Annotated in this window: 24 protein-coding genes; 15 read left to right on the top strand and 9 right to left on the bottom strand. The window is 63.1% G+C overall.

Annotated elements, in window-relative coordinates:
* Nucleotides 1–25: 25 nt before the first annotated feature.
* Both ACVW0Y_RS06580 and ACVW0Y_RS06575 read right to left on the bottom strand, forming a co-directional pair.
* Entirely contained in the window at nt 26–1,006 is a 981-nt protein-coding gene (locus ACVW0Y_RS06580) for an asparaginase (RefSeq protein ID WP_457436896.1), read from the bottom strand.
* Nucleotides 1,007–1,188: 182 nt separating this feature from the next.
* Entirely contained in the window at nt 1,189–2,637 is a 1,449-nt protein-coding gene (locus ACVW0Y_RS06575) for an alanine/glycine:cation symporter family protein (protein WP_457436895.1), read from the bottom strand.
* Between the two features lie 210 nt (nt 2,638–2,847).
* On the opposite strand from ACVW0Y_RS06575, the gene ACVW0Y_RS06570 reads away from it, so the two are divergent.
* Nucleotides 2,848–3,666, top strand: a complete 819-nt coding sequence (locus ACVW0Y_RS06570; protein ID WP_457436894.1) for an XRE family transcriptional regulator — start codon at nt 2,848–2,850, stop codon at nt 3,664–3,666.
* Nucleotides 3,667–3,763: 97 nt separating this feature from the next.
* Here ACVW0Y_RS06570 and ACVW0Y_RS06565 read toward each other — a convergent pair whose 3' ends face one another.
* The 4 genes from ACVW0Y_RS06565 to ACVW0Y_RS06550 all read right to left on the bottom strand — a co-directional run bounded on the left by ACVW0Y_RS06565 (nt 3,764) and on the right by ACVW0Y_RS06550 (nt 8,902).
* Entirely contained in the window at nt 3,764–6,898 is a 3,135-nt protein-coding gene (locus tag ACVW0Y_RS06565) for an autotransporter domain-containing protein (protein ID WP_457436893.1), read from the bottom strand.
* 206 nt (nt 6,899–7,104) lie between these two features.
* Nucleotides 7,105–7,785, bottom strand: coding sequence for a GNAT family N-acetyltransferase (locus tag ACVW0Y_RS06560; RefSeq protein ID WP_457436892.1), 681 nt, complete (start codon nt 7,783–7,785; stop codon nt 7,105–7,107).
* An 18-nt stretch (nt 7,786–7,803) separates the two neighbouring features.
* Nucleotides 7,804–8,253: an N-acetyltransferase family protein gene (locus ACVW0Y_RS06555; RefSeq protein ID WP_457436890.1), complete on the bottom strand. Its 450-nt coding sequence runs from the start codon at nt 8,251–8,253 to the stop codon at nt 7,804–7,806.
* 10 nt (nt 8,254–8,263) lie between these two features.
* Nucleotides 8,264–8,902, bottom strand: coding sequence for an FMN-binding negative transcriptional regulator (locus ACVW0Y_RS06550; protein WP_457436889.1), 639 nt, complete (start codon nt 8,900–8,902; stop codon nt 8,264–8,266).
* A gap of 195 nt (nt 8,903–9,097) precedes the next feature.
* On the opposite strand from ACVW0Y_RS06550, the gene pdxR reads away from it, so the two are divergent.
* Together pdxR and glsB are read left to right on the top strand one after the other, a co-directional pair.
* The gene (gene pdxR, locus ACVW0Y_RS06545; protein ID WP_457436888.1) at nt 9,098–10,573 is read left to right on the top strand and encodes a MocR-like pyridoxine biosynthesis transcription factor PdxR; all 1,476 of its coding nucleotides are present in this window, start codon (nt 9,098–9,100) and stop codon (nt 10,571–10,573) included.
* A gap of 152 nt (nt 10,574–10,725) precedes the next feature.
* Entirely contained in the window at nt 10,726–11,634 is a 909-nt protein-coding gene (glsB, locus tag ACVW0Y_RS06540) for a glutaminase B (protein WP_457436887.1), read from the top strand.
* Between the two features lie 195 nt (nt 11,635–11,829).
* On the opposite strand, the gene aspA is transcribed toward glsB, so the two are convergent.
* Nucleotides 11,830–13,260 carry an aspartate ammonia-lyase gene (gene aspA / locus ACVW0Y_RS06535; protein ID WP_457436886.1) on the bottom strand — a complete coding sequence of 477 codons (1,431 nt, stop codon included), beginning with the start codon at nt 13,258–13,260 and terminating at the stop codon, nt 11,830–11,832.
* 183 nt (nt 13,261–13,443) lie between these two features.
* On the opposite strand from aspA, the gene ACVW0Y_RS06530 reads away from it, so the two are divergent.
* The 3 genes from ACVW0Y_RS06530 to ACVW0Y_RS06520 all read left to right on the top strand — a co-directional run bounded on the left by ACVW0Y_RS06530 (nt 13,444) and on the right by ACVW0Y_RS06520 (nt 16,274).
* Nucleotides 13,444–14,361, top strand: a complete 918-nt coding sequence (locus ACVW0Y_RS06530; protein ID WP_457436885.1) for a LysR substrate-binding domain-containing protein — start codon at nt 13,444–13,446, stop codon at nt 14,359–14,361.
* Between the two features lie 278 nt (nt 14,362–14,639).
* Nucleotides 14,640–15,131: a 5-(carboxyamino)imidazole ribonucleotide mutase gene (purE, locus tag ACVW0Y_RS06525; RefSeq protein WP_457436884.1), complete on the top strand. Its 492-nt coding sequence runs from the start codon at nt 14,640–14,642 to the stop codon at nt 15,129–15,131.
* Between the two features lie 63 nt (nt 15,132–15,194).
* Nucleotides 15,195–16,274: a 5-(carboxyamino)imidazole ribonucleotide synthase gene (locus ACVW0Y_RS06520; RefSeq protein WP_457436883.1), complete on the top strand. Its 1,080-nt coding sequence runs from the start codon at nt 15,195–15,197 to the stop codon at nt 16,272–16,274.
* A gap of 213 nt (nt 16,275–16,487) precedes the next feature.
* Here the strand turns inward: ACVW0Y_RS06520 and ACVW0Y_RS06515 are convergent, their stop codons facing one another.
* On the bottom strand, nt 16,488–16,823 hold the full coding sequence (locus ACVW0Y_RS06515) for a hypothetical protein (RefSeq protein WP_457436882.1): 336 nt from the start codon (nt 16,821–16,823) through the stop codon (nt 16,488–16,490).
* Nucleotides 16,824–17,246: 423 nt separating this feature from the next.
* Between ACVW0Y_RS06515 and ACVW0Y_RS06510 the strand changes: the two genes are divergently transcribed.
* Entirely contained in the window at nt 17,247–17,492 is a 246-nt protein-coding gene (locus tag ACVW0Y_RS06510) for a GlsB/YeaQ/YmgE family stress response membrane protein (protein WP_457436881.1), read from the top strand.
* Here the strand turns inward: ACVW0Y_RS06510 and ACVW0Y_RS06505 are convergent.
* Nucleotides 17,479–18,363 (bottom strand): LysR substrate-binding domain-containing protein, encoded by an 885-nt coding sequence (locus ACVW0Y_RS06505; RefSeq protein ID WP_457436879.1) that lies wholly within the window; start codon nt 18,361–18,363, stop codon nt 17,479–17,481. The two genes, ACVW0Y_RS06510 and ACVW0Y_RS06505, sit on opposite strands and share 14 nt — an antisense overlap.
* Before the next feature lie 97 nt (nt 18,364–18,460).
* Here ACVW0Y_RS06505 and ACVW0Y_RS06500 point away from each other — a divergent pair, with 97 nt between their 5' ends.
* The 8 genes from ACVW0Y_RS06500 (at nt 18,461) to mdcE (ending at nt 25,396) form a co-directional block, all read left to right on the top strand.
* A complete protein-coding gene (locus ACVW0Y_RS06500) occupies nt 18,461–19,225 on the top strand; it encodes a sulfite exporter TauE/SafE family protein (RefSeq protein WP_457436878.1) in 765 nt (254 codons plus the stop codon).
* Between the two features lie 37 nt (nt 19,226–19,262).
* Nucleotides 19,263–19,793 carry a DUF3299 domain-containing protein gene (locus ACVW0Y_RS06495; RefSeq protein ID WP_457436877.1) on the top strand — a complete coding sequence of 177 codons (531 nt, stop codon included), beginning with the start codon at nt 19,263–19,265 and terminating at the stop codon, nt 19,791–19,793.
* A 97-nt stretch (nt 19,794–19,890) separates the two neighbouring features.
* Entirely contained in the window at nt 19,891–20,811 is a 921-nt protein-coding gene (locus ACVW0Y_RS06490) for a ZIP family metal transporter (protein WP_457436875.1), read from the top strand.
* A 100-nt stretch (nt 20,812–20,911) separates the two neighbouring features.
* Nucleotides 20,912–22,588 carry a malonate decarboxylase subunit alpha gene (gene mdcA, locus ACVW0Y_RS06485; protein WP_457436874.1) on the top strand — a complete coding sequence of 559 codons (1,677 nt, stop codon included), beginning with the start codon at nt 20,912–20,914 and terminating at the stop codon, nt 22,586–22,588.
* Nucleotides 22,589–23,452 (top strand): triphosphoribosyl-dephospho-CoA synthase, encoded by an 864-nt coding sequence (locus ACVW0Y_RS06480; protein ID WP_457436873.1) that lies wholly within the window; start codon nt 22,589–22,591, stop codon nt 23,450–23,452.
* 3 nt (nt 23,453–23,455) lie between these two features.
* A complete protein-coding gene (locus ACVW0Y_RS06475; RefSeq protein ID WP_457436872.1) occupies nt 23,456–23,758 on the top strand; it encodes a malonate decarboxylase subunit delta in 303 nt (100 codons plus the stop codon).
* Entirely contained in the window at nt 23,748–24,608 is an 861-nt protein-coding gene (locus tag ACVW0Y_RS06470) for a biotin-independent malonate decarboxylase subunit beta (RefSeq protein WP_457436871.1), read from the top strand. The genes ACVW0Y_RS06475 and ACVW0Y_RS06470 overlap by 11 nt, the downstream gene beginning before the upstream one ends.
* A complete protein-coding gene (gene mdcE, locus ACVW0Y_RS06465; RefSeq protein WP_457436870.1) occupies nt 24,605–25,396 on the top strand; it encodes a biotin-independent malonate decarboxylase subunit gamma in 792 nt (263 codons plus the stop codon). The genes ACVW0Y_RS06470 and mdcE overlap by 4 nt, the downstream gene beginning before the upstream one ends.
* Nucleotides 25,397–25,424 lie beyond the last annotated feature (28 nt).

Here is a 25,424-nt window from a genome sequence, read left to right as displayed (position 1 = left end):
CGCTCCTACGCCATCCAGGTTTGTTTTACGAAACCCGCTCACCACACAGGTCGAGCGCAAACCACTGCTCCACATCCGTCTGATTCAACCCCGCCCCCAGCAAGCCAAACAGCTTGCCCAGCGCCGCTTCACGGGTCATGCCACCGGCCGAAATCAGCCCGGTGCTGAGCAACGCGCTACCGGCTGCATACACCCCGAACTCCACATGCCCCTGCGGGCACTGGCTGATGGCCGCGAGCACCACGCCACGGTCATGGGCGTCTTTCAACACAGCCAGTAATTGCGCGTTATCCGAAGGCCCGGTGCCCACGCCATAACACTCCAGCAGCAACGCCTGCGCGCCGGTATTGAGCAGCGCTTCGGCATGGCTGGCGAGTACGCCGGGGTACAGCGGCAGCACGGCGATATTCACTGGCTGGCGTTTTACCCGGTAGTCGAGCTGCGCCGGAATAGCGTCGGCACGTTCGCCTTCACGCAGGCGCGGTTGCACGGTAAAGGCATCGAAGGCTTCGCTGCGCAGTTTGCTCACCCGCGCGCCATGCAGCAGCTGGCCATTGAAATACAGATGCACGCCGGGGCTGACGCCAGCCTGCAATGCCTGCATGGCGCCGAGCAGATTGCCCCAGGCATCGCTGCCCTCGGCACCGGCCGGCAGCATGGAACCGGTCAGTACCACCGGCACCTCCAGACCCAGCAGCAGAAAGCTCAAGGCGGCGGCGCTGTAGGCCAGGGTGTCGGTGCCATGCAGTACCAGCACACCATCGAAGGCACCATGGGCCACGGCCTCGACAATCACATCGCGCATCGCCAGCCAGTTGGCCTGGCTCATATTGGCGCTGTCGAGTAGCGGCAGCAGTTCGTGGAACTGCCAGTCGATAGCCACGCGTGGCGACAGGCTGTGCAGGTGCTCGCCCATACGCGCTTCGAAACCGCCAGCCGGTGCCAGGCCCTGGGCGGTTTGCAGCATGCCGATGGTGCCGCCGGTGTAGAGCACGAAGAGCTTCATGCGAATTCCTTGTTTTTAGAAGAAGAGCATCGCGGCTGAAGCCCCTCCCACAGGGGATCGTACGTCCCTGTGGGAGGGGCTTCAGCCGCGATCAGGGTCAGCATACATGCCCAGCCACCAGAGACGAGAATGCCGCGCCCGCGTTAACGGGAGCGGCATCCATTGAAAAGTGAAGCGTGGGTTTATCGGTGGCTGGTAGCCAACCGCCCATCTACCGCTTCACTGCTGGCCTGCGCTTGTGGCGTGGTAGGCCAGGCATCGCGATCCAGGTCCAGATCGGCGAATTTACGGGCGTCGAACACCGGGGTGGCGACGCCAGCTTTGCGTTGCTCGTCGTAGTCGCGCATCAGGCGCAGACCCACTTTAATCAGCATGGCCAGGGCGATCAGGTTAACGAAGGCCAGGCAGGTCATGGTGATGTCGGCAAAGGCGAACACGGTGGAGAGGTTCTGCATCGAGCCCCAGCAGATCAGCGCCAGCACCAGACCACGGTAGGTCAGCAGCGCCGTGCGGCTTTTGCCGAGGAGGAACTGCAGGGCGTTTTCGCCGAGGTAGTAGTTGTAGAGGATGCAGGTAAACACAAACAGGCTCAGCGCCACGCTGACAAAAATACGACCCCAGTCGCCGACTACCGCTGCCAGGGAGTTCTGGGTCAGGACAATGCCGTCGCCTTCAAAACCTGGGGTGTAGAAACCGGAGAGCAAGATCAGCAACGCGGTGCAGGTGCAGATGACGAAGGTATCAAGGAACACGCTAAATGCCTGAACCACGCCTTGTGCAACCGGGTGCTCAACGCTGGCCACGGCGGCAACGTTAGGCGCACTGCCCAGGCCCGCTTCGTTGGCAAACACGCCGCGTTTTACACCCATCACAATGGCGCTGCCGAGCAGGCCGGCGAAGGCAGGCTCAAGGCCGAAGGCGCTCTTGACGATGGTCATCAGCATGCCCGGCACCAGGTCGATCTGGGTGAAGATCACGTACAGGGTCACGCCGATATAGGCGAGGGTTTTCACCGGCACCAGCAGGTCGGAAACCGAGGCGATGCGCTTGATGCCACCAACAAATACCAGGCCCAGCAGCACGGCCAGACCGATACCGGTGTACTGCACCGGGAAGCCGAAGGCGTTCTGCAGCGAGTGGGTGACAGTGAACGATTGCAGACCGTTGAAGGCGAAGCCGTAGGTCACCAGCAACAGCACGGCGAACACCATGGCCATCCAGCGCAGCTTCAGGCCGTGCTGAATGTAGTAAGCCGGACCGCCGCGATACAGGCCGTCACCGTCGGCGCGCTTGTACAGCTGCGCCAGGGAGCATTCGAAGAAGCTGCTGGACATGCCCACCAGCGCGGTGACCCACATCCAGAACACTGCACCCGGACCACCGAGGGTCACGGCAATACCGACACCAGCGATGTTGCCCGCACCAACGCGGCCGGCCAGGCTCAGCATCAGCGCCTGGAACGAACTGAGTTGGCCGCCACTGCTACGCAACGACTGCTTGAACACGCTGAACATATGGCCGAAATGGCGGAACTGCACAAAGCGCGAACGGATGGTGAAGTAGCTGCCCAGGCCGACGATCAGCACGATCAGCAGCTTGCCGGACAGGAAGTCATTGAGCATTTCAAGCATGGGAGGTTTCCTCGACTCTTATTGTTCGAATGCAGCGGTGGGGTTGCAGCTAACAGGTACGGCAGTACAGCTGGCAGATAAAACTGTTCGAAAAATTCGTGGGGCGCATGGTTGGCCAGTGCTCGCCGTGTAGGCAATTTCGCGGGTCGATTCGATGTGATGCGAGTTGATGCTATAGTCGCGCCGCTAGCATCATGGGAGGGCGACGTTGTGTCGGACAATCTGGGCATCAATCTGAAACTGCTGTGCAGCCACTACCGCTCTATTGCGGAGGTTTGCCGGCTGCTGTCGATCAACCGTGCGCAGTTCAACAAGTACCTCAGCGGGCAAAGCCAGCCGACGAGCTACAACCGCAAACGCATCGGTGATTTCTTCGGCGTCGAGGAATACGAACTGAGCCTGCCGCCGGAACAGTTCGCCCGGCTGATCGGTGCACGTCTGGCCGATACCAGCAATACGCCGAGCAACGACCCGCTCGCCAATCTGCTGCAGCCGCTGCGCGAGCATTCCACCAGCCTGTCGCGTTACTGCGGTTACTACTTCGAATACTCCAACTGCATGTCGGTGCCGGGCACCATCCTGCTGTCGCTGGTGCATTTGCGTGAAGAGCGCGGCACCTTTCTGTTCGAGCGCCAGGAACGCCAGGAGCGCTCGGCCAGCAGCAATGTGCAGGCTGAAGACTGGGTGCGTTGCCGTTATCTGGGCGCGGCGTTTCACCTGCAGGACCGGGTGTTTCTCATCGACTACGAGTCGCTGACCCTTAACGAGATGAGCCAGACCATCCTGATTCCCAGCTACAAGAGCCGGATTACCCGCTTGAATGGGCTGAAGACCGGCGTGTCCAGCGGCGACCGCCGCACTCCGGCCTGCACCCGGGTGGTGTGGGAGTACCTGGGGGAAGAGATCAACCGGGTTAACGCCTACCGCCAGGTGATGCTGTACCGGCCGGATGATCCGCGGATTGACGAAGATATCCGCCAGCGGCTCACGGTTGGGCCGATCAGCAATGGCCTGTTCGAGATCGAGTAAATCGACACTCCCCGTAGGAGCGGCTTCAGCCGCGATGCTCTTGAACAATCAACAGCATCGCGGCTGAAGCCGCTCCTACGAGTTCATCGCAAGTCGATTAAAACGCCAACTGCCACTGCGCAATCACGCCATGGTTCTGCGCGTTGCTGCCCATTTCCCCGGCATAACCCAGGCCCAGACTCTGGGTGGCTGTGATGCCCACATCAAAGCCTGCTTCCAGCAGCATGGTATTGCGATCCAGCGCCGTACCTTGTGCGCTGAAGGCGCTGCCGCCGCTGATAAATGCCTGGCGGGTCTGGCTATCCACGTCGCCATAGGTATGGCGCCAGCCGAGGCTCATGCGTGGGGTAAAGCTCATGCCGTTGGCGAACTGGTCGAGACGGGCGATGCGGATACCAAAGGTGCTGCTGAGGTTGTCCTGGTCCTGGTCATCGACGTGCAGCGCCGAGTCGCCACCCTTTTCGTTGTAGGCATCGCGGCTGTAACGCTGGTAACCGAGGCTGGCGAACGGCTCGGCCAGTAGGTGTCCGCTGGCGTATTGATAGGCCAGTTCGGCGAAGGCTTGCTGGCTGTCGGCGTCGTAGCTGCCATGCAGTTTGTCGTCGACGCCGGCGAAGCTGACCCGGCGTTTGTTCTCGCCGTCGTGGCTGCTGTAGGCCGCGCCCAGGCGCAGGGCCAATTGGTCGAACTGGGTCAGGGCGTAGACGCCGACGTGGTAGCTGTCGACATCCCCGGAAGCGCCCTGGCCTGCGTCGATATCGGTGCGCGAGTAGCCACCGACCACGCCCAGGCGCCAGTCCTGGTTCAGTGCCCAGTCCGCACCGAACAGCGTGCCCCCGGTGTTCTGATCGACATCGCTGCTGCCATGTTCGCCATCCACCGTGCCATGGCTGCCGAGCGCTTGTACCCACAGACGGCCAGCGGCTTTCGGATCGTGCAGGCCACGGGCTTCATTGGGCACGCCAACGGCCACCAGCTGCGGACCGTCATCCCGCAGGATCGAAGCCTGCAGACTGCTACCAAAGCCACCAAGCTGCCTCATGGCACCTTGCATCACCGTGCTCACTTGGCTGGAGCCGGCCAGGGTGGCGGCGGCCATGCTGGCGTTGCTGGCACCGGAGAGTTGTTCCAGGGCCTGGCTGGCGGTGGCGCTGTTGCTGGTCAGCAGGGCGTTGTACAGGCTGTTGTTGCTCTGGCTGGCCAGGCTGTTGGCCAGGTTGCGCGCGCTGTCGGTGGTGGCCAGGGCGGCGAAGGCGGTGTCGTTGCGTTTCAGTTCCAGCTCTACCGAGTTGGCGGTGTAGGTGATGGTCGGGGTCAGGAAGGCGAAGTTATTCGTCACCGTGCCGAACTGGCCTGTCACCCCGCCCGCCGCGGTCAGCAGGCTGCTGTGCTGGGCGTAACCACTGCCATTGGCGGTGAGGTTGAGGGTGGCGTTGGCCAAGGTGGCGCTGCCGCTTAACTGCACCGGTGCACCGCTGGTGTTGAGCGCGTAGTTGAAGGTCGAGCCGCTGCTCAGTTGCAGGCTGCCCAGCCGCCCGCTGCCACCGTAGCTGGCACCACTGGCCACGCTGAGGGTGCCGCCGATGCTGCCCTGGTTGATCAGGCTGGCACCACTGGCGACGCTGCCGCCGGCACTGAAGTCAGTGCTGCTGACCGTCCACTTGCCAGCGGAGACCGTCAGGGTTTCAAAGTTCTGGCTGTTGCCGAAGGTGCCGCTACCGCTGCCACCCAGGGTCAGGGTATCGGTGCCCGCGCCGCCGTCCACCAGACCGCCAAAGGTGCCGCCGCTGAGCACGGTCAGGCTGTCATCACCGGTGCCCATATCCACCGCCAGGCCGTTGAGGCCCACGATGGAGCCGGCGTTGCTCAGGCTGTCGTTGCCCGCGCCCATTTGCACGGCTGCGGCGGCGGTGGTGCTATTCAACTGGTCGACGCGCACCGACTGGGTGCCGCCGCGAATCACCCCGCCGGAGAGGTTGGTCAGGCTGTCGGCGAAGTTGCCGACCAGGCCGATGGCCGTGCTGTCGGCACCGATGATGCTGCCGCCGTTGGTGATGGTCGCCACGCCGCCGACCGCTGATGCCGTGCCGCGTTGGGCGGCGATGGAGGTGCCGTTGGCACCGTCGTCGATAAGGATGCCTTTGGACTGGCCGAAGATCTCGCCACCGGCGTAGTTGGTGATGCTGCCGCCACCGGCGGCGATACCGTCGGCACCGTTGGGGAAACCGCTGGAGTCGACGCCGCCGGCACCCAGGCCTTCGATGCGGCCGTAGTTGCTGATGTTGGCGATACCGTCGATATCCACGCCGTCACCATCACCGTTGTTGGCGGTGCTGTAGCCGGTGCTGCCGCCGAGGTGTTCATAGACCTTGCCGGCGCCGGCATAACGGCCGCTGATCAAACCGTAGTTCACCACCGTACCGACGCCATCGCTGCCCACGCCCGAACCGTTGCGACCGATGATCTGCCCGCCTTGGTAGTTGGTCACGGTGACGCCGGCATCGGAGGTCACGCCGTGGCGGGGGCCGGAAATGCTGCCCCAGTTGTTGACAGTGACAGCCAGTTTCGAGTCGATGGCGTCCATGGCACTGGCCGCGCTGCCGCAGGCGCTGATGTAGTCCGGGCATTTGGTGTTGACCACACCGGTGCTGATGATGGTGCCGTAGTTGTTGATGGTGGTGTTGCTGCCTGGGCGCAGGGCGTCGTCGTTGCTGGAGGAGATTACGGCGCTGCTGTTGGTGGCCGAGCCGTTGTTGATCACCTTGGTGCCGCTGCCGTCGGCACCGCGCAGGTCGAGCGCCTGGCCGCCGCTGGTGCCGCTACCGGTGACCTTGATGGTGCCGTTGTTATTCAGCACCAGCGACGAGTTGGCCTTGTTCAGGCGCAGGGCATCGCTGCTGACGGTAGAGATCGTGCCGTTGTTGTTGATGACAATGCTGACGCCATTGGTGTTGTTATCGATGGCGCGGCCGGCGGCATTGCTGATGGTGCCACTGTTGTTCAGGGTCACGGTGCCGCTGGTGCCGGTGATGTCCACCGAGGTGCCGGTGCTGACATTCAGGCTGGCGCCGCTGCCGACACTACCGGTATTGCCGGTGGTCAGGGTTTTCGCGCTGGTGTCGGTGGTGCCCGGAGCCACGCTGAAATCGGCGGCCTGCGCCACGCCAATGCTGGCGGCTTGCAGGGCGATGACCAGGGGTAGCAGACGGAAGCTGGAGGTGTGGAATGGCATAACGCGCACCGCTCTTATTAGAAAAGTGCGGCGACTATGCGTGCGACTTGTTACAAACAGTTGACGAGGCGGTACGCCAGAATCGCCACCCACCACCGTCGCCCCAGCGCAGGCTGGGGCCCAGAGTTGAAGACTGTACGAATGTCTACGTTCGACACGAGATTCTGGATTCTCGCGTACGCGGGAATGACGGTGTGAGGCGAAAGTTATTCCTCGCGCAACGCCTTCAAATCCTGAATCTGCTGCCCCTGCGCATCAAAGTTATCCACCGCCAACCAACGCTCATAGCCCTTGGCAATCGCTGGCCATTCGCTGTCGATGATGGAGTACCAGGCGGTGTCGCGGTTGCGGTCTTTGACCACCAGGTGCTGACGGAACAGCCCTTCATAACTGAAACCGAAACGTTCGGCGGCGCGTTTGGAGCGGGCGTTGCCGTTGTTGCATTTCCATTCCAGGCGGCGGTAGCCGTGGTCGAAGGCATTCCTGGCCAGCAGGTAGATGACCTCGGTGGCTTGCACGCTGCGCTGCATAACGCGGCCATAGCAGATATGGCCGATCTCGATGCTGCCGTGCGCCGGCGCAATGCTCAGGTAGCTGAGCAGGCCTTGCACCTGGCCGCTGGCTTGCTCGACCACAGCGAAGAACAGCGGATCTTTGCTGGCGGCGTTGTTGCTCAGCCAGGTGTCGAACGCGGCGCGCTCGGTGAAGGGGCCGTAGGGCAGGTAATCCCACAGCAGCGGGTCGCAGCCGGGGCCTTGCAAGGCCACCCACAGGTTGTCGCCATGGCGCGCCGGGTCGAGGGCTTCGAGACGCACGGTGCGGCCTTGCAAGGCGTCGCGGCTGGGGGCGGCGACGGGCTTCCAATTGAGGGGCGGGGTAAGGCTCATGGGGCGATTCCTGGCGAATTAGGCGAAGAGTTTGCGGTACTGCACGAAGCCGGAACGGTCGGCCACTTTGTCGTACAGGTGCATGGCATCGGTGTTGCTCTCGTGGGTCAGCCAATGCACGCGGGAAGCGCCGGCTGCTTTGGCCTCGGCGTACACATGTTCGATCAGCTGGCGACCGATGCCGCCGCCGCGAATGCCTTCCTGCACATACAGGTCCTGAAGGTAGCAGTAGTTGCCGACGGTCCAGGTGGAGCGGTGGTAGATAAAGTGCACCAAGCCCACGGCCTTACCGTTCTGCCAGGCCAGCGCGGCGTTGATCGGTTCGCCACCGTCGAGAAAACGTTGCCAGGTGATGGCGCTGGTTTCATCGGCGATCACGGTGTTGTAGAAGCGCTGGTAGCCCTGCCACAAGGGCAGCCAGGCGGCGTGGTCGGCGGCGCTGATGGGGCGAATTTCCAGGGTGCTCATGGTCGATCCTTCAGGCGGAGGCATGGGGTGGCATACGGGCGGCCAGTTCGGCTTCGTTGTTCAGGCCGCTGCTGGCAAGGTTGCTGCGCACGCTGTCGTAGTCGGTTTTGTCGCGGTTCTGGCCGAGCTTCCATTTGCCGTCGAGGCGTTCGATGGGCAGTTCGAAACCGACGATGGCGCGCAGCATGCTGTCGATATAGGCCGGCGGCGCTTCCTCGAGGGTCCAGGGTTGGGGGCGGCCCTGCTCGTGGTGCCGGGTCAGCTCGCTGAGCAGCTGGCGCAGGCGCTGCGGGTCGTCGAAGGTTTCGGCATGGCCATAAGCGTGGATGGCGATGTAGTTCCAGGTCGGCACCGCTTTGCCGTGTTCGGCCTTGCTTGGGTAGTAACCGGGGCTGATATAGGCCTGCTCGCCAGGGAAAATCACCAACACCTCGGCACCGGCCTGGAAACTTTTCCATTGCGGGTTGGCTTTGGCGAAGTGGCCTTTGAGGGTACCGAAGCGGCCCTCGCCAGGCACCAGCAGCAAGGGCAGATGGCTGGCCTGCATGCCGCTCTCATCCTGGCTGACCAGAATCGCCAGGGGTGTCTGCACCATCTGTGCATGCAGGGTGGGCAGGTCTTCTTCACGGAATGCAGCGGGTGTGTACATGGTGGCTCTCCAGCAGATGGAGTGATCCTAGGGCAGCTATTGGTCTGTTGTAAGAGCCATTTATGGCAAATTTCATGGAGCCAATGTAGGTTGGGTGGAGCTTTGCAGGTCCCTGTAGGCGCGGCTTCAGCCGCGATTGGCCCTCACAGGTACCAAAAGCATCGCGGCTAAAGCCGCTCCTACGAGATCCTCGTTATGTCACCGACGCCCTTACCCTTCGACCCTTCCGGCATCCACTTGGACCGCAAGCAAGGCTTGTCGCGCCAGCTGTATCAGGCCCTGCGCGAACGCATTCTCGGCGGCCAGCTCGGTAGCCTGGTGCGTCTGCCCGCTACCCGCGATCTGGCCGAAGCCTTGGGCGTGTCGCGCAATACCGTGGTGCGTGCCTATGACCAGCTGTATGCCGAGGGCTACCTGCAAGGGCGGATTGGCGATGGTACTTATGTGGCCGAGCTGGCGACCAAGGCTCGCGGCAAGGCAAACCCAGCGCTGGCCAAACCTGCCGTAGCGGCGCAAAGCAATCTGCTCCAGCGTTTGCAGACCGAGCATCTGCCGCCGCCCCGTCTGGATGCGCCCCGGGCTTTTCGGGTGGGCATTCCGGCCTTCGACCTGTTTCCCTTCGACACCTGGGCGCGCCTGCAAGCCAACTTCTGGCGCCGCCCGCCGATGGCCAGCCTGGGTTATGCCGATGCCGCCGGCGATCCGCAGTTGCGGGAGCTGATCGCCGCTTATCTGCGCAATAGTCGCGGCCTGCTCTGCGACCCAGGCCAGGTGATCATCACCAGCGGCGCGCAGCAAGCCATCAGCCTGTGTGCACAAATGCTGGTGAACGTCGGTGATCGCGTGGCGGTGGAAAACCCCGGCTACCGCGCCGCCGGCAAAGCCTTCGCCCTGGCCGGCGCACGCCTGCACGGCGTAGCTGTGGACGAAGAAGGCTTCGATACTCGCCAGTTGGCCAGCTTGAAAGAATGCCGCCTGGCCTACGTCACCCCTTCGCACCAATACCCCACCGGCGTGACCCTGTCGCTGCCGCGCCGTTTGCAGCTGCTGGAATGGGCGGCGCGGGAACAGGCCTGGATCGTCGAGGACGACTACGACGGCGAGTACCGCTACCGCGGCACGCCGCTGTCGCCCCTGGCCGCGCTGGATCAGCATGGCCGGGTGCTGTACGTCGGGACCTTTTCCAAGATCGCCTTCCCTGGCCTGCGCCTCGGCTATCTGGTGGTACCGCCGACGCTCACCGAAGCCTTCAGTCAGGTCCGCGCCCTGGGGGTGCGCCACTCGGAAATCGGCACCCAGGCGGTGATGGCCGAATTTATTGCCGCCGGGCACTTTCAGCGGCATATCCGCCGTATGCGTAGAGCGGCGCAGGCCCGTCGTGACGCCCTGCTCAAAGGCTGGCCGGGCGACGTGGCGGGTTGCCAACCCTTGCCGCAAGTGGATGCCGGGCTGCACCTGAGCGTGCGGGTCAGCAGCAGTAAGCGCGAGCTGGAGTTGGTGGCCAAGGCCGCGGCGGTGGGCGTCGAACTGAATGCCCTGAGCGACTACTGGCTGCCCGACTCACCCGGCACTGAAGACGAACGCGCCGGGCTGGTGATGGGTTTTGCCGGGGTAAGTGAGGAGCACATCGCAACGGCGTTGAGTGCGCTGAAAAAGGCTTGGAGGGCGTAATCGCCTTTTCCAGGAATCGCGGCTGAAGCCGCTCCTACGAGATCGCCCAACCTGGGGGAGCGGCCGATCCGGCGCTCTGGTTAGCCGTTAGGTTCGTAGGTGATGCCAGACAGAAAATGAGCGTCTAGCCAAGGTCGCCACGGAGCCTTTCCATGCAAGCCTTGCTAACCGAAATTCTCGATGAAGTCCGCCCGCTGATTGGCCAGGGCAAAGTGGCCAGCTATATCCCCGCGTTGGCTGAGGTGCCCGCTGCGCAGTTGGGCATCGCCGTATATGGCAATGACGGCGAGCTGTTCTGCGCCGGCGATGCCCATACGCCGTTTTCGGTGCAGAGTATTTCCAAGGTGTTCAGCCTGGTGCAGGCCATCGAGCATTCGGGGGAGGCGATCTGGCAGCGCCTTGGCCATGAGCCATCCGGGCAGCCGTTCAATTCGCTGGTGCAGCTGGAATTCGAGCGCGGCATTCCGCGTAACCCCTTTATCAATGCCGGGGCCCTGGTGATCTGCGATATCAACCAGTCGCGCTTTGCTGCGCCGGTGTTGTCGATGCGTGATTTTGTCCGGCGGCTGTCGGGCAACCTGGAAGTGACGGTGGATCGCCATGTGGCCGAGTCGGAGTATCAGCACCGCGCGCGCAATGCGGCGATGGCCTACCTGATGCAGTCTTTTGGCAATTTCCATAACGATGTAGAGGCGGTGCTGCGTAGTTATTTCAGCTACTGCGCCCTGCGTATGAATTGCATCGACCTGGCCCGCGCCTTCTGTTTTCTCGCCAACGATGGCTTCTGCAAACACAGCGGCGAGCAGATTCTGACGCCACGGCAAACCCAGCAAGTGAATTCGATCATGGCCACCAGCGGGCTGTATGACGAGGCGGGCAACTTTGCCTATCGGGTTGGTTTGCCGGGTAAAAGCGGGGTGGGCGGCGGCATTGTCGCGGTGGTGCCGGGGCGGTTTACCGTGTGCGTGTGGTCGCCGGAGCTGAATGCGGCGGGTAATTCGCTGGTGGGGATGGCGGCGTTGGAGTTGTTGAGCCAGCGCATTGGTTGGTCGGTGTTTTAGTTTTTGTTGGCGACACGATCCTGTAGGAGCGGCTTCAGCCGCGATGCTTTTGATGGCCAAGAGCATCGCGGCTGAAGCCGCTCCTACGGGGCACTCCAAGCGGCATAAAAAAAGGAGACACAGCTTGCGCTGTATCTCCCTGAAGGGCTTGGGATGAGTGGCCCCAATGCCTGGTGACTGTGTAGCGGGGTGGCGTCAGACCGCTGCTTTGAGCGGCACCAGACGCGGGGCAATCATGTTTTCCGGGCGCAGGATCTCGGCCAGGCTGGCGTCATCCAGCAGTTGTTCCTCACGCACCAATTCCAGTACGCCACGACCACTTTCCAGCGCCTGCTTGGCAATGCGCGTGGCGTTTTCGTAGCCGATATAGGGGTTCAGCGCGGTGATCAGGCCGATGGAGCTTTCCACCAGTTCACGGCAGCGTTCTTCGTTGGCGGTAATGCCGACGATGCAGTGCTCGCGCAGCATGTCCATGGCCCGTTGCAGCAGGCGGATCGAGTCGAAGATCTTGTAGGCGATCAAGGGCTCCATCACGTTCAGTTGCAGCTGACCGCCTTCGGCCGCCATGGTCAGCGCCAAGTCGTTGCCGATCACTTCGAAGGCCACCTGGTTGACCGCTTCCGGAATCACCGGGTTGACCTTGCCGGGCATGATCGAGCTACCGGGCTGACGCGCCGGCAGGTTGATTTCATTGATGCCGGTGCGTGGGCCGCTGGACAGCAGGCGCAGGTCGTTGCAGATCTTCGACAGCTTCACGGCGGTGCGTTTGAGCATGCCGGAGAACAGCACAAAGGCACCCATGTCCGAGGTGGCTTCGATCAGGTCGGCGGCCGGTACCAGCGGTTGGCCGCTGATCAGCGCCAGGCGTTCCACCGCCAGGTGCTGGTAGCCCGGGTCGGCGTTGATGCCGGTGCCGATGGCGGTGCCGCCCAGGTTCACTTCGGTAAGCAGCTCCGGTGCCAGGCTGCGCAGACGCGCCAGGTCTTCACCCAGGGTGGTGGCGAAGGCGCGGAATTCCTGGCCAAGGGTCATCGGCACGGCGTCTTGCAACTGGGTGCGGCCCATCTTCAATACATGGCTGAACTCTTCACCTTTGGCGGCAAAGGCCTGGATCAGGCTGTCGAGGCTGGCCAGCAGGGTGTCGTGGCCGAGCAGCAGACCCAGGCGAATGGCGGTGGGGTAGGCGTCGTTGGTGGACTGCGCCATGTTCACGTCATTGTTGGGGTGCAGGTACTGGTACTCGCCCTTGTTGTGGCCCATGGCTTCGAGGGCGATGTTGGCGATCACCTCGTTGGCATTCATGTTGGTCGAGGTGCCGGCACCGCCTTGAATCATGTCGACCACGAACTGATCGTGGAACTCGCCGCGCACCAGACGGGCACAGGCTTCGCTGATGGCCGCGTGTTTGGCCGGGCTGAGGTGGCCCAGTTGCTGGTTGGCGTCGGCGGCCGCCTGTTTCACCATCGCCAGGGCAACCACCAGTTTCGGGTAATGCGACAGCGTCACGCCGGACAGGCGGAAGTTGTGCACAGCCCGCAGGGTCTGAATGCCGTAGTAAGCGTCGGAAGGAACTTCGAGGGTGCCAAGCAGATCTTTTTCGATGCGCGATGATGCAACAGGAGACATGATGAGGTTCATCTCAGGGTAGGCACGGGCTAGGCCGCGATGCCGGCTAGACTAGGGATGAGCGCATTTTTAGGCCAATGCTGTTAAACGCTGGGGTATGCACAATCGGCATAATGCCGCTGTGACCGCCGCTTGTTGGCGAGCGTAATACCCTGTCTCCGATCCCGCGATGCGAGCCCCTGTATGAACCTGGAAAGCAAATGGCTGGAAGACTTCGTGACCCTGGCCGGCACCCGCAGTTTTTCCCAGGCGGCGCAGAAGCGCTTTGTTACCCAGCCAGCCTTCAGTCGGCGTATTCGCAGTTTGGAAGAATCCCTTGGCCTGACCCTGGTGAACCGCGCGCGCACGCCGATTGAACTGACCGAAGCCGGCCAGCTGTTTCTGGTCACCGCCCGCAGCGTGATCGAGCAACTGGGTGAAGTGGTGCGCCATCTGCATCATCTGGAAGGCCAGCAGGGCGAGGTGCTGCAATTCGCTGCCGCTCACTCCCTGGCCCTCAGTTACTTTCCGGCCTGGATCGCGCGATTGCGCAATGAAGGGCTGAATATCGCCAGCCGCCTGGTGGCGACCAACGTCGGCGAGGCCGTGCATGCCCTGCGCGAGGGTGCCTGCGATTTGATTCTGGCCTTCTATGACCCGGATGCGGCGTTGCAGATGGACCCGGAAATCTTCCCCTCGATGCTGTTGGGGCGCAGCGAAATGTTGCCGGTGTGTGGCGTGGACGCTGAGGGCAAAGCGCTGTTCGACCTAGATAGCGGGCAGAGTGTGCCGCTGCTGGCGTATAGCGCTGGCGCGTTTCTCGGCCGCTCGGTGAATGCTTTGCTGCGTCAGCGTGGCTTGCGCTCCACCACCGTGTACGAAACGGCGATGGCCGACAGTTTAAAGAGCATGGCGTTGCAGGGGCTGGGCGTGGCCTGGGTGCCGCGGCTGAGCATCGGCGCCGAACTGGCTCGCGGCGAACTGGTGGAATGTGGCGGCCCGCAGTGGCAACTGCCATTGGAAATCCGCCTGTACCGCTGCGCCCTGGTGCGCAAAGCCGCGATCCGCCTGCTCTGGCGCAAGCTCGAAGCGGGTGCCGGCGCAGGCACCGAAAGTTCGTAGGAGCAGCTTTAGCCGCGAAGGGTCGGGCCTGAAAGCGGCGATACTGGGCACTGATGAAAAGCATCGCGGCTAAAGCCGCTCCTACGGGTTGCGCATGGCCAAAATGCCCTGCCAAACGGTCGTTTTTCGCGGGTACTCCCAGCGCCAACCTTTACGTTATACTGCGCGGCCTTTGGCCGGCTTCGCTCCGGTCTTCGCATACAAGCCACGCCTGGTTTTCCAGCGTGGCTTGTTAGTTTTTGCCGCGCCGCCAGGCGCCAATGAGAAGAGGCACGACGATGAGCGCACTGGTTGGCGTGATCATGGGCTCCAAGTCCGATTGGTCCACCCTTAGCCACACCGCCGATATGCTGGAGAAGCTGGGCATCCCTTACGAAGTGAAGGTTGTTTCCGCTCACCGCACCCCGGATTTGCTCTTTCAATACGCAGAAGAAGCCGAAGGCCGTGGCATTCAGGTGATCATCGCCGGTGCTGGCGGTGCTGCCCATTTGCCAGGTATGTGTGCGGCGAAAACGCACCTGCCGGTGCTGGGCGTGCCGGTGCAGTCGTCGATGCTCTCGGGCGTCGACTCGCTGCTGTCGATCGTGCAGATGCCGGCTGGCATTCCGGTCGCCACCCTGGCTATCGGCAAGGCCGGTGCGGTGAACGCCGCCCTGCTGTCGGCCAGCATCCTTGGCCATCAACACCCGCAGTTCCATGCCGCGCTGAAGCAATTTCGCAGCGAGCAGACGGACAGCGTGCTGGATAACCCGGACCCGCGCATCGCCTGATTGGCGGCGGGTTTTATGCGGTGCCAGGCGCCGCTGTGATTGAGTTCGAATGGGGCTGTTGAGATGAAAATCGGTGTAATCGGTGGCGGCCAACTGGGTCGCATGTTGGCGCTGGCAGGCACCCCGCTGGGGATGCACTTCGCCTTTCTCGATCCGGCGCCCGACGCCTGTGCCGCCGCCCTCGGCGAGCACCTGCGCGCCGATTACAGCGACCAGGAACACCTGCGCCAACTGGCCGATGAAGTGGACCTGGTGACCTTCGAATTCGAAAGCGTACCGGCCGAGACCGTGGCCTTTCTGTCGCAGTTCGTGCCGGTGTATCCGAGCGCCGAAGCGCTGCGCATCGCCCGTGATCGCTGGTTCGAAAAGAGCATGTTCAAAGACCTCGGCATTCCTACGCCCGAGTTCGCAGATATCCAGTCCCAGGCTGATCTGGACGCCGCTGTTGCCGCCATCGGCCTGCCGGCCGTGCTGAAAACCCGCACCCTGGGTTATGACGGCAAGGGCCAGAAAGTACTGCGCAAAGCTGAAGACGTAGTCGGCACCTTTGCCGAGCTGGGCAGTGTGCCGTGCTTGCTGGAGGGCTTTGTGCCCTTCACTGGCGAAGTGTCGCTGGTGGCCGTGCGTGCCCGTGATGGCGAAACCCGTTTCTACCCGCTGGTGCACAACACCCATGTGAACGGCATTCTCTGCCTGTCCATCGCCAGCACCGCGCATCCGCTGCAAGGCCTGGCCGAAGACTACGTCAGCCGGGTGCTGAAGCAGCTCGATTACGTTGGCGTGCTGGCCTTTGAATTCTTCGAAGTCGATGGTGGCCTCAAGGCCAACGAAATTGCCCCGCGTGTGCACAACTCCGGGCACTGGACCATCGAAGGTGCCGAGTGCAGCCAGTTCGAAAACCACCTGCGCGCTGTGGCCGGTTTGCCCCTGGGCTCGACCGCCAAGCTGGGCGAAAGCGCGATGCTCAACTTTATCGGCGAAGTGCCGGCGGTGGAGCAGGTGATCGCCATTGATGACTGCCATTTGCACCACTATGGCAAGGCGTTCAAGGTTGGTCGCAAGGTCGGCCATGCCACCGTGCGCAGCGCTGACCGCGCCACGCTGGATGCGCAGGTAGCCAAGGTTCAAGCGCTGATCAAATAAGCGTTCGGCTGTGGATTCTGGGCCCCAGCCTGCGCTGGGGAGACGGAAGTTTGTGCTTCATGCACCGCCATCCGTGCGCGGTTTTCCAGGGTGCGGGCGCTGATCAAATAGCGTCCGGCTTTGAATTCTGGGCCCCAGCCTGCGCAGGGGCGACGGAAGTTTGTGCTTCATGCACCGTCATCCGTGCGCGGTTTTCCAGGGTGCGGGCGCTGATCAAATAGCGTCCGGCTTTGAATTCTGGGCCCCAGCCTGCGCTGGGGTGACGGAAGTTTGTGCTTCATGCACCGTCATCCGTGCGCGGTTTTCCAGGGTGCGGGCGCTGATCAAGTAAGCGTCCGGCTGTGGATTCTGGCCCCCAGCCTGCGCTGGGGTGACGGAAGTTTGTGCTTCATGCACCGTCATCCGTGCGCGGTTTTCCAGGGTGCGGGCGCTGATCAAGTAAGCATCCGGCTTTGAATTCTGGGCCCCAGCCTGCGCTGGGGCGACGGAAGTTTGTGCTTCATGCACCGTCATCCGTGCGCGGTTTTCCAGGGTGCGGGCGCTGATCAAATAGCGTCCGGCTGTGGATTCTGGGCCCCAGCCTGCGCTGGGGTGACGGAAATTTGTGCTTCATGCACCGCCATCCGTGCGCGGTTTTCCAGGGTGCGGGCGCTGATCAAGTAAGCATCCGGCTGTGGATTCTGGGCCCCAGCCTGCGCTGGGGAGACGGAAGTTTGTGCTTCATGCACCGTCATTCGTGCGCGGTTTTTCAAGGTGCGGGCGCTGAGCAAGTAAGCATCCGGCTTTGAATTCTGGGCCCCAGCCTGCGCTGGGGAGACGGAAGTTTGTGCTTCATGCACCGTCATCCCAGCGCAGGCTGGGATCCAGAATTTCCGATCGAACGCTGCCTTTCAAACATGGAACCTCCCCCGCCCCCTACCCTCTGATCTCAGGGTGCCAGTGTCGGCACCTGTCATTCACAGAGGATTTCCCATGGGCATTATCGGCACCATTTTTATCGGCTTTCTCGCGGGCCTGGTGGCGCGTTTTCTGAAGCCGGGCGACGACAGCATGGGCTGGATCATGACCATCCTGCTGGGTATCGCCGGCTCGATGGCGGCCACTTACGGCGGTCAGGCCCTGGGTCTGTACCAGGCTGGCGAAGGTGCCAGCTTTGTCGGGGCCGTGGTTGGTGCCATCGTGTTGCTGGTGATCTACGGCCTGATCAAGAAGAAGTAAGCGCTTCCAGCAAGGTTCGCGCATAGCCCGGCAGGGCGGCGAAATCCGTGGCGCACAGCAGCAACTTGCGCTGTGCCCACGAGTCGCTTATCGGCAGGCTGATAAAACCCGCCGCACCTTGCCAGCGCTCGATTGCCGCCTGTGGCACCACGCCCAGTCCTGCGCCACGCGCAACCATCCGCAACACCCCATCAAAACTCTCGGCCCGCACCCGAATGCGCAAACGTCGGCCGGCATGCAGTGCCTGTTCTTCCAGATAAATCGCTAGAGCGCTGTTCAGTGCCAGGCCGACAAATTCGTGATCCAGCGTCTCGCTGAAGTGCACGACGTCGCGCCCGGCCAGCGGATGGTTCATTGGCATTGCCAGGGCCAGCGGGTCACGACGAAACGGCCGGGTTTGCAGGCCGCTACTGTCTACTGCATCGGAAATGATGCCGATATCCGCCGCGCCCTGGCGGATGCCATGGAGGATGCGCAGGCTCGGCTGTTCCTGCAGGTCGATATCGATATGGGGGTGGCTGGCGAGAAAGTCGGCCAATAGCTCTGGCAGGTACTCACTCAGCGCCGTGGTATTGCACAGCAGGCGCACCTGGCCTTTGAAGCCTTTGGCGTAGTCGGCCAGGTCGAACTGCAAGTGCTCGACCTGTTGCAGGATCAAGCGCCCATGCCGGGCCAAGGCCTCGCCGGCCGCGGTGGCGCTGACCCCACGGCGACCGCGCTCAAGCAACGCGCTGCCCAGGGAGCTTTCCATGGCGCGGATCCGCGCACTGGCCGAGGCCAGGGACAAATGGCAACGGCTGGCACCGGCGGTGATATTGCCGGCTTCAAGAATGCGCACAAACAGGCGCAGGTCGATCAGATCAAAGTGCATGGCCGTCCCCGGAACTTCCTTAGCCTCAGTCTATGCCAGAGGCTGACTGCGTAACTGGCAGATTTTCACCGGCAGGCTGCGGGCGCAGGATGGTGCCATGACGACATATCTCGATTTCTACCAAAACCTGGGCCCGGTCCTGTCACTGCTGGTGATGGTGACGTTCTTGCTGGCCGGTACGGTCAAGGGCGTGATCGGCCTTGGCTTGCCTACGGTGGCCATGGGGCTGCTCGGTCTGGCTATGTTGCCGCCTCAGGCTGCGGCGCTATTGCTGGTGCCTTCCACCGTCACCAACCTTTGGCAGCTGGCGTTTGGCGGAGCGCTAAAAGCGCTGGTGCGCCGGCTCTGGCCGCTGCTGCTGTTGATAGTGATCGGTACCGGGCTGGGCAGTGGGTGGCTGGGCTTGGGCGCGGGCGAGGAGATGACCCGCGCCCTGGGCGGTGCGTTATTGCTCTACGCCATCAGTGGTTTGTTATTGCCGCCGCTGCGTGTGCCTGAACGCCACGAGGTTTGGCTGGGGCCGTTGTGCGGCCTGCTAACCGGCATCGTCACGGCGGCCACGGGGGTGTTTGTGATTCCTGCCGTGCCCTATCTGCAAGCCCTCGGCCTGCAACGTAATCAGCTGGTTCAGGCGCTGGGTCTGTCGTTTACCGTCTCCACCCTGGCACTGGGTGCCGGCCTGTTCTGGCGTGGCGAAGTGGGCAGCGGCGAACTGGGGGCTTCGCTGCTGGCGCTGCTACCCGCCCTGGCCGGCATGCTGTTGGGTCAGTGGTTGCGGCAGTGCATCAGCGCCGTGCTGTTCAAGCGGGTGTTCTTTATCGGCTTGGGCCTGCTGGGTCTGCACCTGCTGATAGGCGGCTGATAGACTCGCCGCCTCTTTATCCCAGCCGAGTTTGTCCATGCGCCGCTTACTGTTCAGCCTGCTGTTACTCAGTGGTTTCGCCCACGCGCAGCTCCCGGAAACCGACTGGCTGGCGCTGATGCCCAAGTCCGATCAGAAGGCGCTGGAGGAGATGCCGGAGATCAGCCACAACACCCCGGAAGGTGACGGCACGTTCAGCAGCAAGGGCGGCTTGAAGCAGGAGAAAGGCTTGCCGGCGGTGATGTATTCGACCAACACGGTCGCCGCCATGAACAACAAGAACATCCGCATCGGCGGCTACCCGGTGCCGCTGGAAACCGATGCCAAAGGCCGCAGCACCCTGTTCTTCCTGGTGCCCTACCCGGGTGCCTGCATCCACGTACCGCCACCACCACCGAACCAGATGGTGCTGGTGCGCTACCCCAAGGGCCTGAAGCTCGACGATATCTACAACCCGCTGTGGGTAACCGGCACGCTGAAGGTGGAAAAGGTCAGCAATGACCTGGCCGATGCCGCCTACGCTCTGGATGCCAGCAATGTACGTGCGGTGACGGAAGCCGACTTATAAATAGAGGCTGTTAGGCCGTAATAGATTTTTTCTTATGGCCATAAATCGGCGATAGCTTTTACTCTGGCGACCAGTCCATTTAACCCTGGTCACCGCGATGCCAACTTCCATGATTGCCATGCGTAACGCCTGGTTCAACCAGGCCCACAACCACCCCTTTACCACCGTGGGTTTCGCCGCCGCCGGCCTGGCCGTGCTGGTGTTGCTGGTGGCGAGCATCTACAACGCCTTTCAAGGCGATGGCTCAGGTCATCTGCAGTACGCGTTGTTCGGCGGCCTCGCCGGCTTTGCTGCCACGGCCCTGGGTGCAGTGTTTGCCCTGACCCTCGGTTCGATCAAAGCCCGTACCCAGGACACCATGCTCGGCTTCGCCGCCGGCATGATGCTCGCCGCCAGTTCCTTCTCGCTGATTCTGCCGGGTCTGGCGGCGGCCAAAGAGATCACCGGCAATGGCCCGATGGCGGCGTTGACCGTGGTGGTCGGTCTCGGTCTTGGCGTGCTGTTGATGCTTGGCCTCGACCGCTTCACCCCCCATGAACACGACAGCACCGGCCCGTGCGGCCCGGAAGCCGAGCGCATAAATCGGGTGTGGTTGTTCGTGCTGGCGGTGACCCTGCATAACATTCCCGAGGGCATGGCCATTGGCGTCAGCTTTGCAGGTGGCGATATGAACGTCGGCCTGCCGCTGACCACCGCCATCGCCATTCAGGACATCCCCGAAGGTCTGGCTGTGGCCATGGCCCTGCGCGCCACGGGCATGTCGTCGCTGAAGTCGGCGGTGCTGGCGATTCTCAGCGGTGCCATGGAGCCCCTGGGCGCACTGATCGGCATTGGCGTATCCAGCGGCTTTGCCCTGGCCTATCCGATCAGCATGGGCCTGGCGGCGGGCGCGATGATCTTTGTGGTGTCCCACGAAGTGATTCCGGAAACCCACCGCAACGGCCATCAGACCCCGGCAACGCTGGGCTTGATGGCGGGTTTTGCGGTGATGATGTTCCTCGATACGGCCCTGGGTTGATTCGTTAACCTGGGCGTAACGATGCGTCGCCGGGCTTGATTGATGGCTCCGGTAGCCCTCCCTAAGGTAGTGCCACGACAGCGGAAATCGTGGACCTATCATGACAACAACAATCTCCCCACCGCCGCAGTGGTCGCGTCGTCGTGCTGAAAAAGCCCGACGCCTCGATCCGGTGCGCGCCCTCGCCGATGGCGTGGTTCTGCCCAGCGACAAGATAGTCGCGGCACTTGAAGCCCTGATCGCTCCCGGCGACCGGGTGGTGCTGGAGGGCAATAACCAGAAGCAGGCGGACTTCCTCTCACGCTCCCTGGCCAAGGCCGACCCCGAGCGTTTGCACGATCTGCATATGATCATGCCCAGCGTCAGCCGCGCCGAGCACCTGGATCTGTTCGAGCGCGGCATTGCGCGCAAACTCGATTTCTCCTTCGCCGGGCCACAAAGCCTGCGCATCAGCCAGCTGCTCGAAGACGGTCTGTTGGAAGTGGGCGCGATCCACACCTACATCGAACTGTATTCGCGCCTGTTGGTAGACCTGATCCCCAACGTCGCGTTGGTGGCCGGCTTTATGGCTGACCGCCACGGCAATATCTACACCGGCCCCAGCACCGAAGACACCCCCGCGCTGGTGGAACCGACGGCGTTCAGTGACGGCATCGTCATCGTCCAGGTCAACCAACTGGTGGATGAGGTCAGCGACTTGCCGCGGGTGGATATCCCCGCCTCCTGGGTCGATTTTGTGGTGGTGGCCGACCAACCTTTCTATATCGAGCCGCTGTTCACCCGCGACCCTCGCCATATCAAACCCGTGCATGTGTTGATGGCGATGATGGCGATCCGTGGCATCTATGAAAAACATAATGTGCAGTCGTTGAACCACGGTATCGGCTTCAACACCGCCGCCATCGAATTGATTCTGCCCACCTACGGTGAATCCCTCGGACTGAAGGGCAAGATCTGCCGTAACTGGACCCTCAACCCGCACCCGACCCTGATCCCCGCCATCGAAACCGGCTGGGTGCAGAGCGTGCACTGCTTCGGCACCGAGCTGGGTATGGAGGGCTATATCGCCCAGCGCCCGGACGTGTTCTTTACCGGGCGGGACGGCTCCATGCGTTCCAACCGGATGATGTGCCAGCTGGCCGGGCAGTACGCGGTGGATCTGTTTATCGGTGCCACCCTGCAGGTCGATGGCGATGGTCATTCCTCCACCGTCACCCGTGGCCGTCTGGCCGGTTTTGGCGGCGCGCCGAACATGGGCCACGACCCCCGCGGCCGTCGCCATCCAACCCCGGCCTGGCTGGATATGCGCCAGGCCGATGGCGCAGGCGACGTGCCGATGCTCGAGCGCGGCAAGAAACTGGTGGTGCAGATGGTGGAAACCTACCAGGAAGGCGGCAAGCCAACCTTTGTGGAAAACCTCGATGCCATCGAGGTGGCGAAGAAAAGCGGCATGCCGCTGGCACCGATCATGATTTACGGCGATGACGTCACCCACCTGCTGACCGAAGAAGGCATCGCCTACCTGTACAAGGCCCGCAGCCTGGAAGAGCGCCGGGGGATGATCGCCGCCGTGGCTGGGGTCACCAGCATCGGCTTGCGCCACAACCCCAAAGACACCGCGCGCATGCGCCGTGAAGGCTTGATTGCGCTGCCCGAGGACCTCGGCATCCGCCGTACCGACGCCAGTCGCGAGCTGCTCGCGGCGAAAAGCATCGCCGAGCTGGTCGCCTGGTCTGGCGGTCTGTACACCCCTCCGGGCAAATTCAGGAGCTGGTAAATGAACGCATTAGTTGCGCAACACAGCCGCCTGAGCCTGGCCGAGCGTCTGGCCGACCAGGCGGTGGAAGCACTGATCGATGAAGCGGATCTGTCGCCCAAGCCAGGCTTGGTCGACCGCCGTGGCAATGGCGCGCATCAGGATCTGCACCTGGGGCTGATGCATGCCTCGGCGCTGGCGCTGTGGCCAACCTTCAAGGAAATGGCCGATGCCGCCCTGGCATTCGCTGAAATCGGCCTGCCCCTGCGCGAAGCCCTGGGCCGCATCGGCCGCGAGGGTGAGGCCGCCATGCTGCGCACCACCGCTGGGGTGAATACCCACCGCGGGGCGATCTGGGCGTTGGGGCTGTTGGTCGCCGCCCGGGCGTTGCAGCCTGAGCCTTGCAGTGCCGCCGAGTTGAGCCTGCGGGCGGCGCGCCTGGCGCTGCTGGATGATCGCTTCGGGCCGCGCAGCGCCAGCCATGGTGCCCAGGTGGCGCAGCGTTACGGGGTTCGAGGTGCCCGCGAGCAGGCGCAGCTGGGCTTTCCGGCGGTGATGCAGCAGGCGTTGCCGCAGTTGCAGCGCAGCCGCGCCGCCGGCAGCGGCGAGCAGAACGCCCGCCTGGATGCGTTGCTGGCGATCATGACCACCCTCACTGATACCTGCGTGCTGTGGCGCGCCGGCTGGCCCGGTCTGCAGGCCATGCAGCAGGGCGCGCAGGCGGTACTGGATGCCGGCGGCAGCGCCAGTCTCGACGGGCGTCGTCAGTTGCGCCTGCTGGAACAACAGTTGTTGGGGCTCAATGCCTCACCGGGTGGCGCGGCGGATTTGCTCGCTGCCTGTCTTTTTATCGACCGCGTCAGCGGCCAAACCGGGAGCCTGTGAACCATGGAAACCCTGTCTTTCGAGTTTTCCGCCGGGCCACCGGCGCGCGGCCGGGCATTGGTGGGTTGTGTCGGCTCCGGTGACCTGGAGGTGCTGCTGGAACCGGGCCTGGCGGGCAAGTTGTCGATCCAGGTGGTGACCTCGGTAAACGGCAGCGCCCAGCGCTGGCAGCACCTGTTCGAGCGCCTGTTCAACGAGCGGACAGTGCCGGCACTGCAGATTGAAATTCACGATTTCGGCGCTTCACCCGGCGTGGTGCGCTTGCGTCTGGAACAGGCGCTGGAGGAGTTGGGCCATGACTGCTGAAGAAAACATCCGCCGCCTGCTCGCGGGCCGCAGTTTCGTCGAACTGGGTGCGCGTCAACGGGCCCGCGCCCTGCTCGACGCTGGTAGTTTCCGCGAGTTGCTCGGGCCCTTTGACCGCCTGCACTCGCCCTGGTTGGCCAAGCAGGGCATCGTGCCCCAGGCCGACGATGGGGTGGTTATCGGCAAGGGCAGAGTAGATGGTAAAGCCACGGTGATTGCGGCCATCGAGGGGGCTTTTCAGGGCGGCAGCATGGGCGAGGTCGGCGGTGCCAAGATCGCCGGCCTGCTGGAGCTGGCGGCGCAAGACAATCGTCGCGGCATCGCCACCCAGGCCGTGTTGCTGCTGGAAACCGGCGGGGTGCGCTTGCAGGAGGCCAACCTGGGCCTGGCCGCCATTGCCGAGATTCAGGCGGCGATTGTCGAGCTGCGCCACTACCAACCGGTGATCGGCGTGGTCGCCGGGCCGGTGGGCTGTTTTGGCGGGATGTCGATTGCTGCGGCCTTATGCAGCTACCTGCTGGTCACTCAGGAGGCGCGCCTGGGGCTCAATGGTCCGCAGGTGATCGAACAGGAAGCCGGAATCGAGGAGTACGACTCCCGCGACCGTCCCTTTATCTGGAGCCTGACCGGCGGCGAGCAGCGTTTTGCCAGTGGTCTGGTGGACGCCTATGTGGCGGACGATATCGACGCCATCGGCAGTCAATTGCGCACGCTGTTCGCCCGCGGCAATCCAGCGTTGCCCCGCAGCCGCCGGCATGCCTGGTTTCTGCAGCGCCTCAGCGAGGTGGATGGCCGTCAGCAACTGGATGCCGCCGCCGTTCGCGCCCTTTATCAAGGAGTCATGCAATGAACAGCACCCGTGGCGTGAACTGGCTGCGCGGCCTGGCCGGTGGGATCGAACTGGCCGGTTTCCCGGCTTCGCTGATGGTCATCGATGGTGAATTGGGCAACCGCGCCGCGCGTTTTATCGCGGTGGTTCCAGACCCGCACAACCCCTTCCCCCGCGCCCGTTCCGGTGAGGTAGGCGTGCTTGAGGGCTGGGCCCTGGCCAAGGCGGTGGACGAAGCCATCGAGGCTGATCGCGACCTGGCGCAAAAGCGTGCACTGGTGGCGGTGGTGGATGTTCCCAGTCAGGCCTACGGACGCCGCGAGGAGGCCCTGGGCATTCACCAGGCGTTGGCGGCGGCAGTCGACAGTTACGCCAGGGCACGTCTGGCCGGCCACCCGTCGCTGGCGCTGCTGGTGGGCAAGGCGATGTCCGGTGCCTTCCTCGCCCATGGCTACCAGGCGCAACGCTTGATCGCCCTGCGCGACCCCGGGGTGATGGTGCACGCCATGGGCAAGGCCGCCGCCGCACGGATTACCTTGCGCAGCGTTGACGAGCTGGAAGTGCTGGCCGCCAGCGTGCCGCCGATGGCCTACGACCTGGATAGCTACGCCTCGTTGGGTCTGCTCTGGCGCAGCCTGGCGGTGCAGCAGATCGAGCAGCCGAGCACGGCCGACCTGGCCAGCGTGCGTGAGTGCCTGCAACAAGCCCTGGTCGATATCGGCAGCAGTACCGATCTGCGGGGTCGCCTCGGGGCGGTCAATCGCCAGGCCTCATCGCGGGTGCGCGAGTTGCTCGACCAGCAGTGGTAATACCCGGTGCCACTTCCCCCAGCCCTCT

Source organism: Pseudomonas sp. TE3786, assembly GCF_054057335.1.
The sequence above is the reverse complement of the archived record's forward strand: the minus strand, read 5'-3'. Positions and strand labels throughout refer to the sequence as shown.

What these genes read in the sequence shown, in the direction of transcription:
- ACVW0Y_RS06580 (WP_457436896.1), bottom strand. Translation starts at nt 1,006, where the DNA reads ATGAAGCTCTTCGTGCTCTACACCGGCGGCACCATCGGCATGCTGCAA.
- ACVW0Y_RS06575 (WP_457436895.1), bottom strand. Translation starts at nt 2,637, where the DNA reads ATGCTTGAAATGCTCAATGACTTCCTGTCCGGCAAGCTGCTGATCGTG.
- ACVW0Y_RS06565 (WP_457436893.1), bottom strand. Translation starts at nt 6,898, where the DNA reads ATGCCATTCCACACCTCCAGCTTCCGTCTGCTACCCCTGGTCATCGCC.
- ACVW0Y_RS06560 (WP_457436892.1), bottom strand. Translation starts at nt 7,785, where the DNA reads ATGAGCCTTACCCCGCCCCTCAATTGGAAGCCCGTCGCCGCCCCCAGC.
- ACVW0Y_RS06555 (WP_457436890.1), bottom strand. Translation starts at nt 8,253, where the DNA reads ATGAGCACCCTGGAAATTCGCCCCATCAGCGCCGCCGACCACGCCGCC.
- ACVW0Y_RS06550 (WP_457436889.1), bottom strand. Translation starts at nt 8,902, where the DNA reads ATGTACACACCCGCTGCATTCCGTGAAGAAGACCTGCCCACCCTGCAT.
- pdxR (WP_457436888.1), top strand. Translation starts at nt 9,098, where the DNA reads ATGTCACCGACGCCCTTACCCTTCGACCCTTCCGGCATCCACTTGGAC.
- glsB (WP_457436887.1), top strand. Translation starts at nt 10,726, where the DNA reads ATGCAAGCCTTGCTAACCGAAATTCTCGATGAAGTCCGCCCGCTGATT.
- aspA (WP_457436886.1), bottom strand. Translation starts at nt 13,260, where the DNA reads ATGTCTCCTGTTGCATCATCGCGCATCGAAAAAGATCTGCTTGGCACC.
- ACVW0Y_RS06530 (WP_457436885.1), top strand. Translation starts at nt 13,444, where the DNA reads ATGAACCTGGAAAGCAAATGGCTGGAAGACTTCGTGACCCTGGCCGGC.
- purE (WP_457436884.1), top strand. Translation starts at nt 14,640, where the DNA reads ATGAGCGCACTGGTTGGCGTGATCATGGGCTCCAAGTCCGATTGGTCC.
- ACVW0Y_RS06520 (WP_457436883.1), top strand. Translation starts at nt 15,195, where the DNA reads ATGAAAATCGGTGTAATCGGTGGCGGCCAACTGGGTCGCATGTTGGCG.
- ACVW0Y_RS06510 (WP_457436881.1), top strand. Translation starts at nt 17,247, where the DNA reads ATGGGCATTATCGGCACCATTTTTATCGGCTTTCTCGCGGGCCTGGTG.
- ACVW0Y_RS06505 (WP_457436879.1), bottom strand. Translation starts at nt 18,363, where the DNA reads ATGCACTTTGATCTGATCGACCTGCGCCTGTTTGTGCGCATTCTTGAA.
- ACVW0Y_RS06500 (WP_457436878.1), top strand. Translation starts at nt 18,461, where the DNA reads ATGACGACATATCTCGATTTCTACCAAAACCTGGGCCCGGTCCTGTCA.
- ACVW0Y_RS06495 (WP_457436877.1), top strand. Translation starts at nt 19,263, where the DNA reads ATGCGCCGCTTACTGTTCAGCCTGCTGTTACTCAGTGGTTTCGCCCAC.
- ACVW0Y_RS06490 (WP_457436875.1), top strand. Translation starts at nt 19,891, where the DNA reads ATGCCAACTTCCATGATTGCCATGCGTAACGCCTGGTTCAACCAGGCC.
- mdcA (WP_457436874.1), top strand. Translation starts at nt 20,912, where the DNA reads ATGACAACAACAATCTCCCCACCGCCGCAGTGGTCGCGTCGTCGTGCT.
- ACVW0Y_RS06480 (WP_457436873.1), top strand. Translation starts at nt 22,589, where the DNA reads ATGAACGCATTAGTTGCGCAACACAGCCGCCTGAGCCTGGCCGAGCGT.
- ACVW0Y_RS06475 (WP_457436872.1), top strand. Translation starts at nt 23,456, where the DNA reads ATGGAAACCCTGTCTTTCGAGTTTTCCGCCGGGCCACCGGCGCGCGGC.
- ACVW0Y_RS06470 (WP_457436871.1), top strand. Translation starts at nt 23,748, where the DNA reads ATGACTGCTGAAGAAAACATCCGCCGCCTGCTCGCGGGCCGCAGTTTC.
- mdcE (WP_457436870.1), top strand. Translation starts at nt 24,605, where the DNA reads ATGAACAGCACCCGTGGCGTGAACTGGCTGCGCGGCCTGGCCGGTGGG.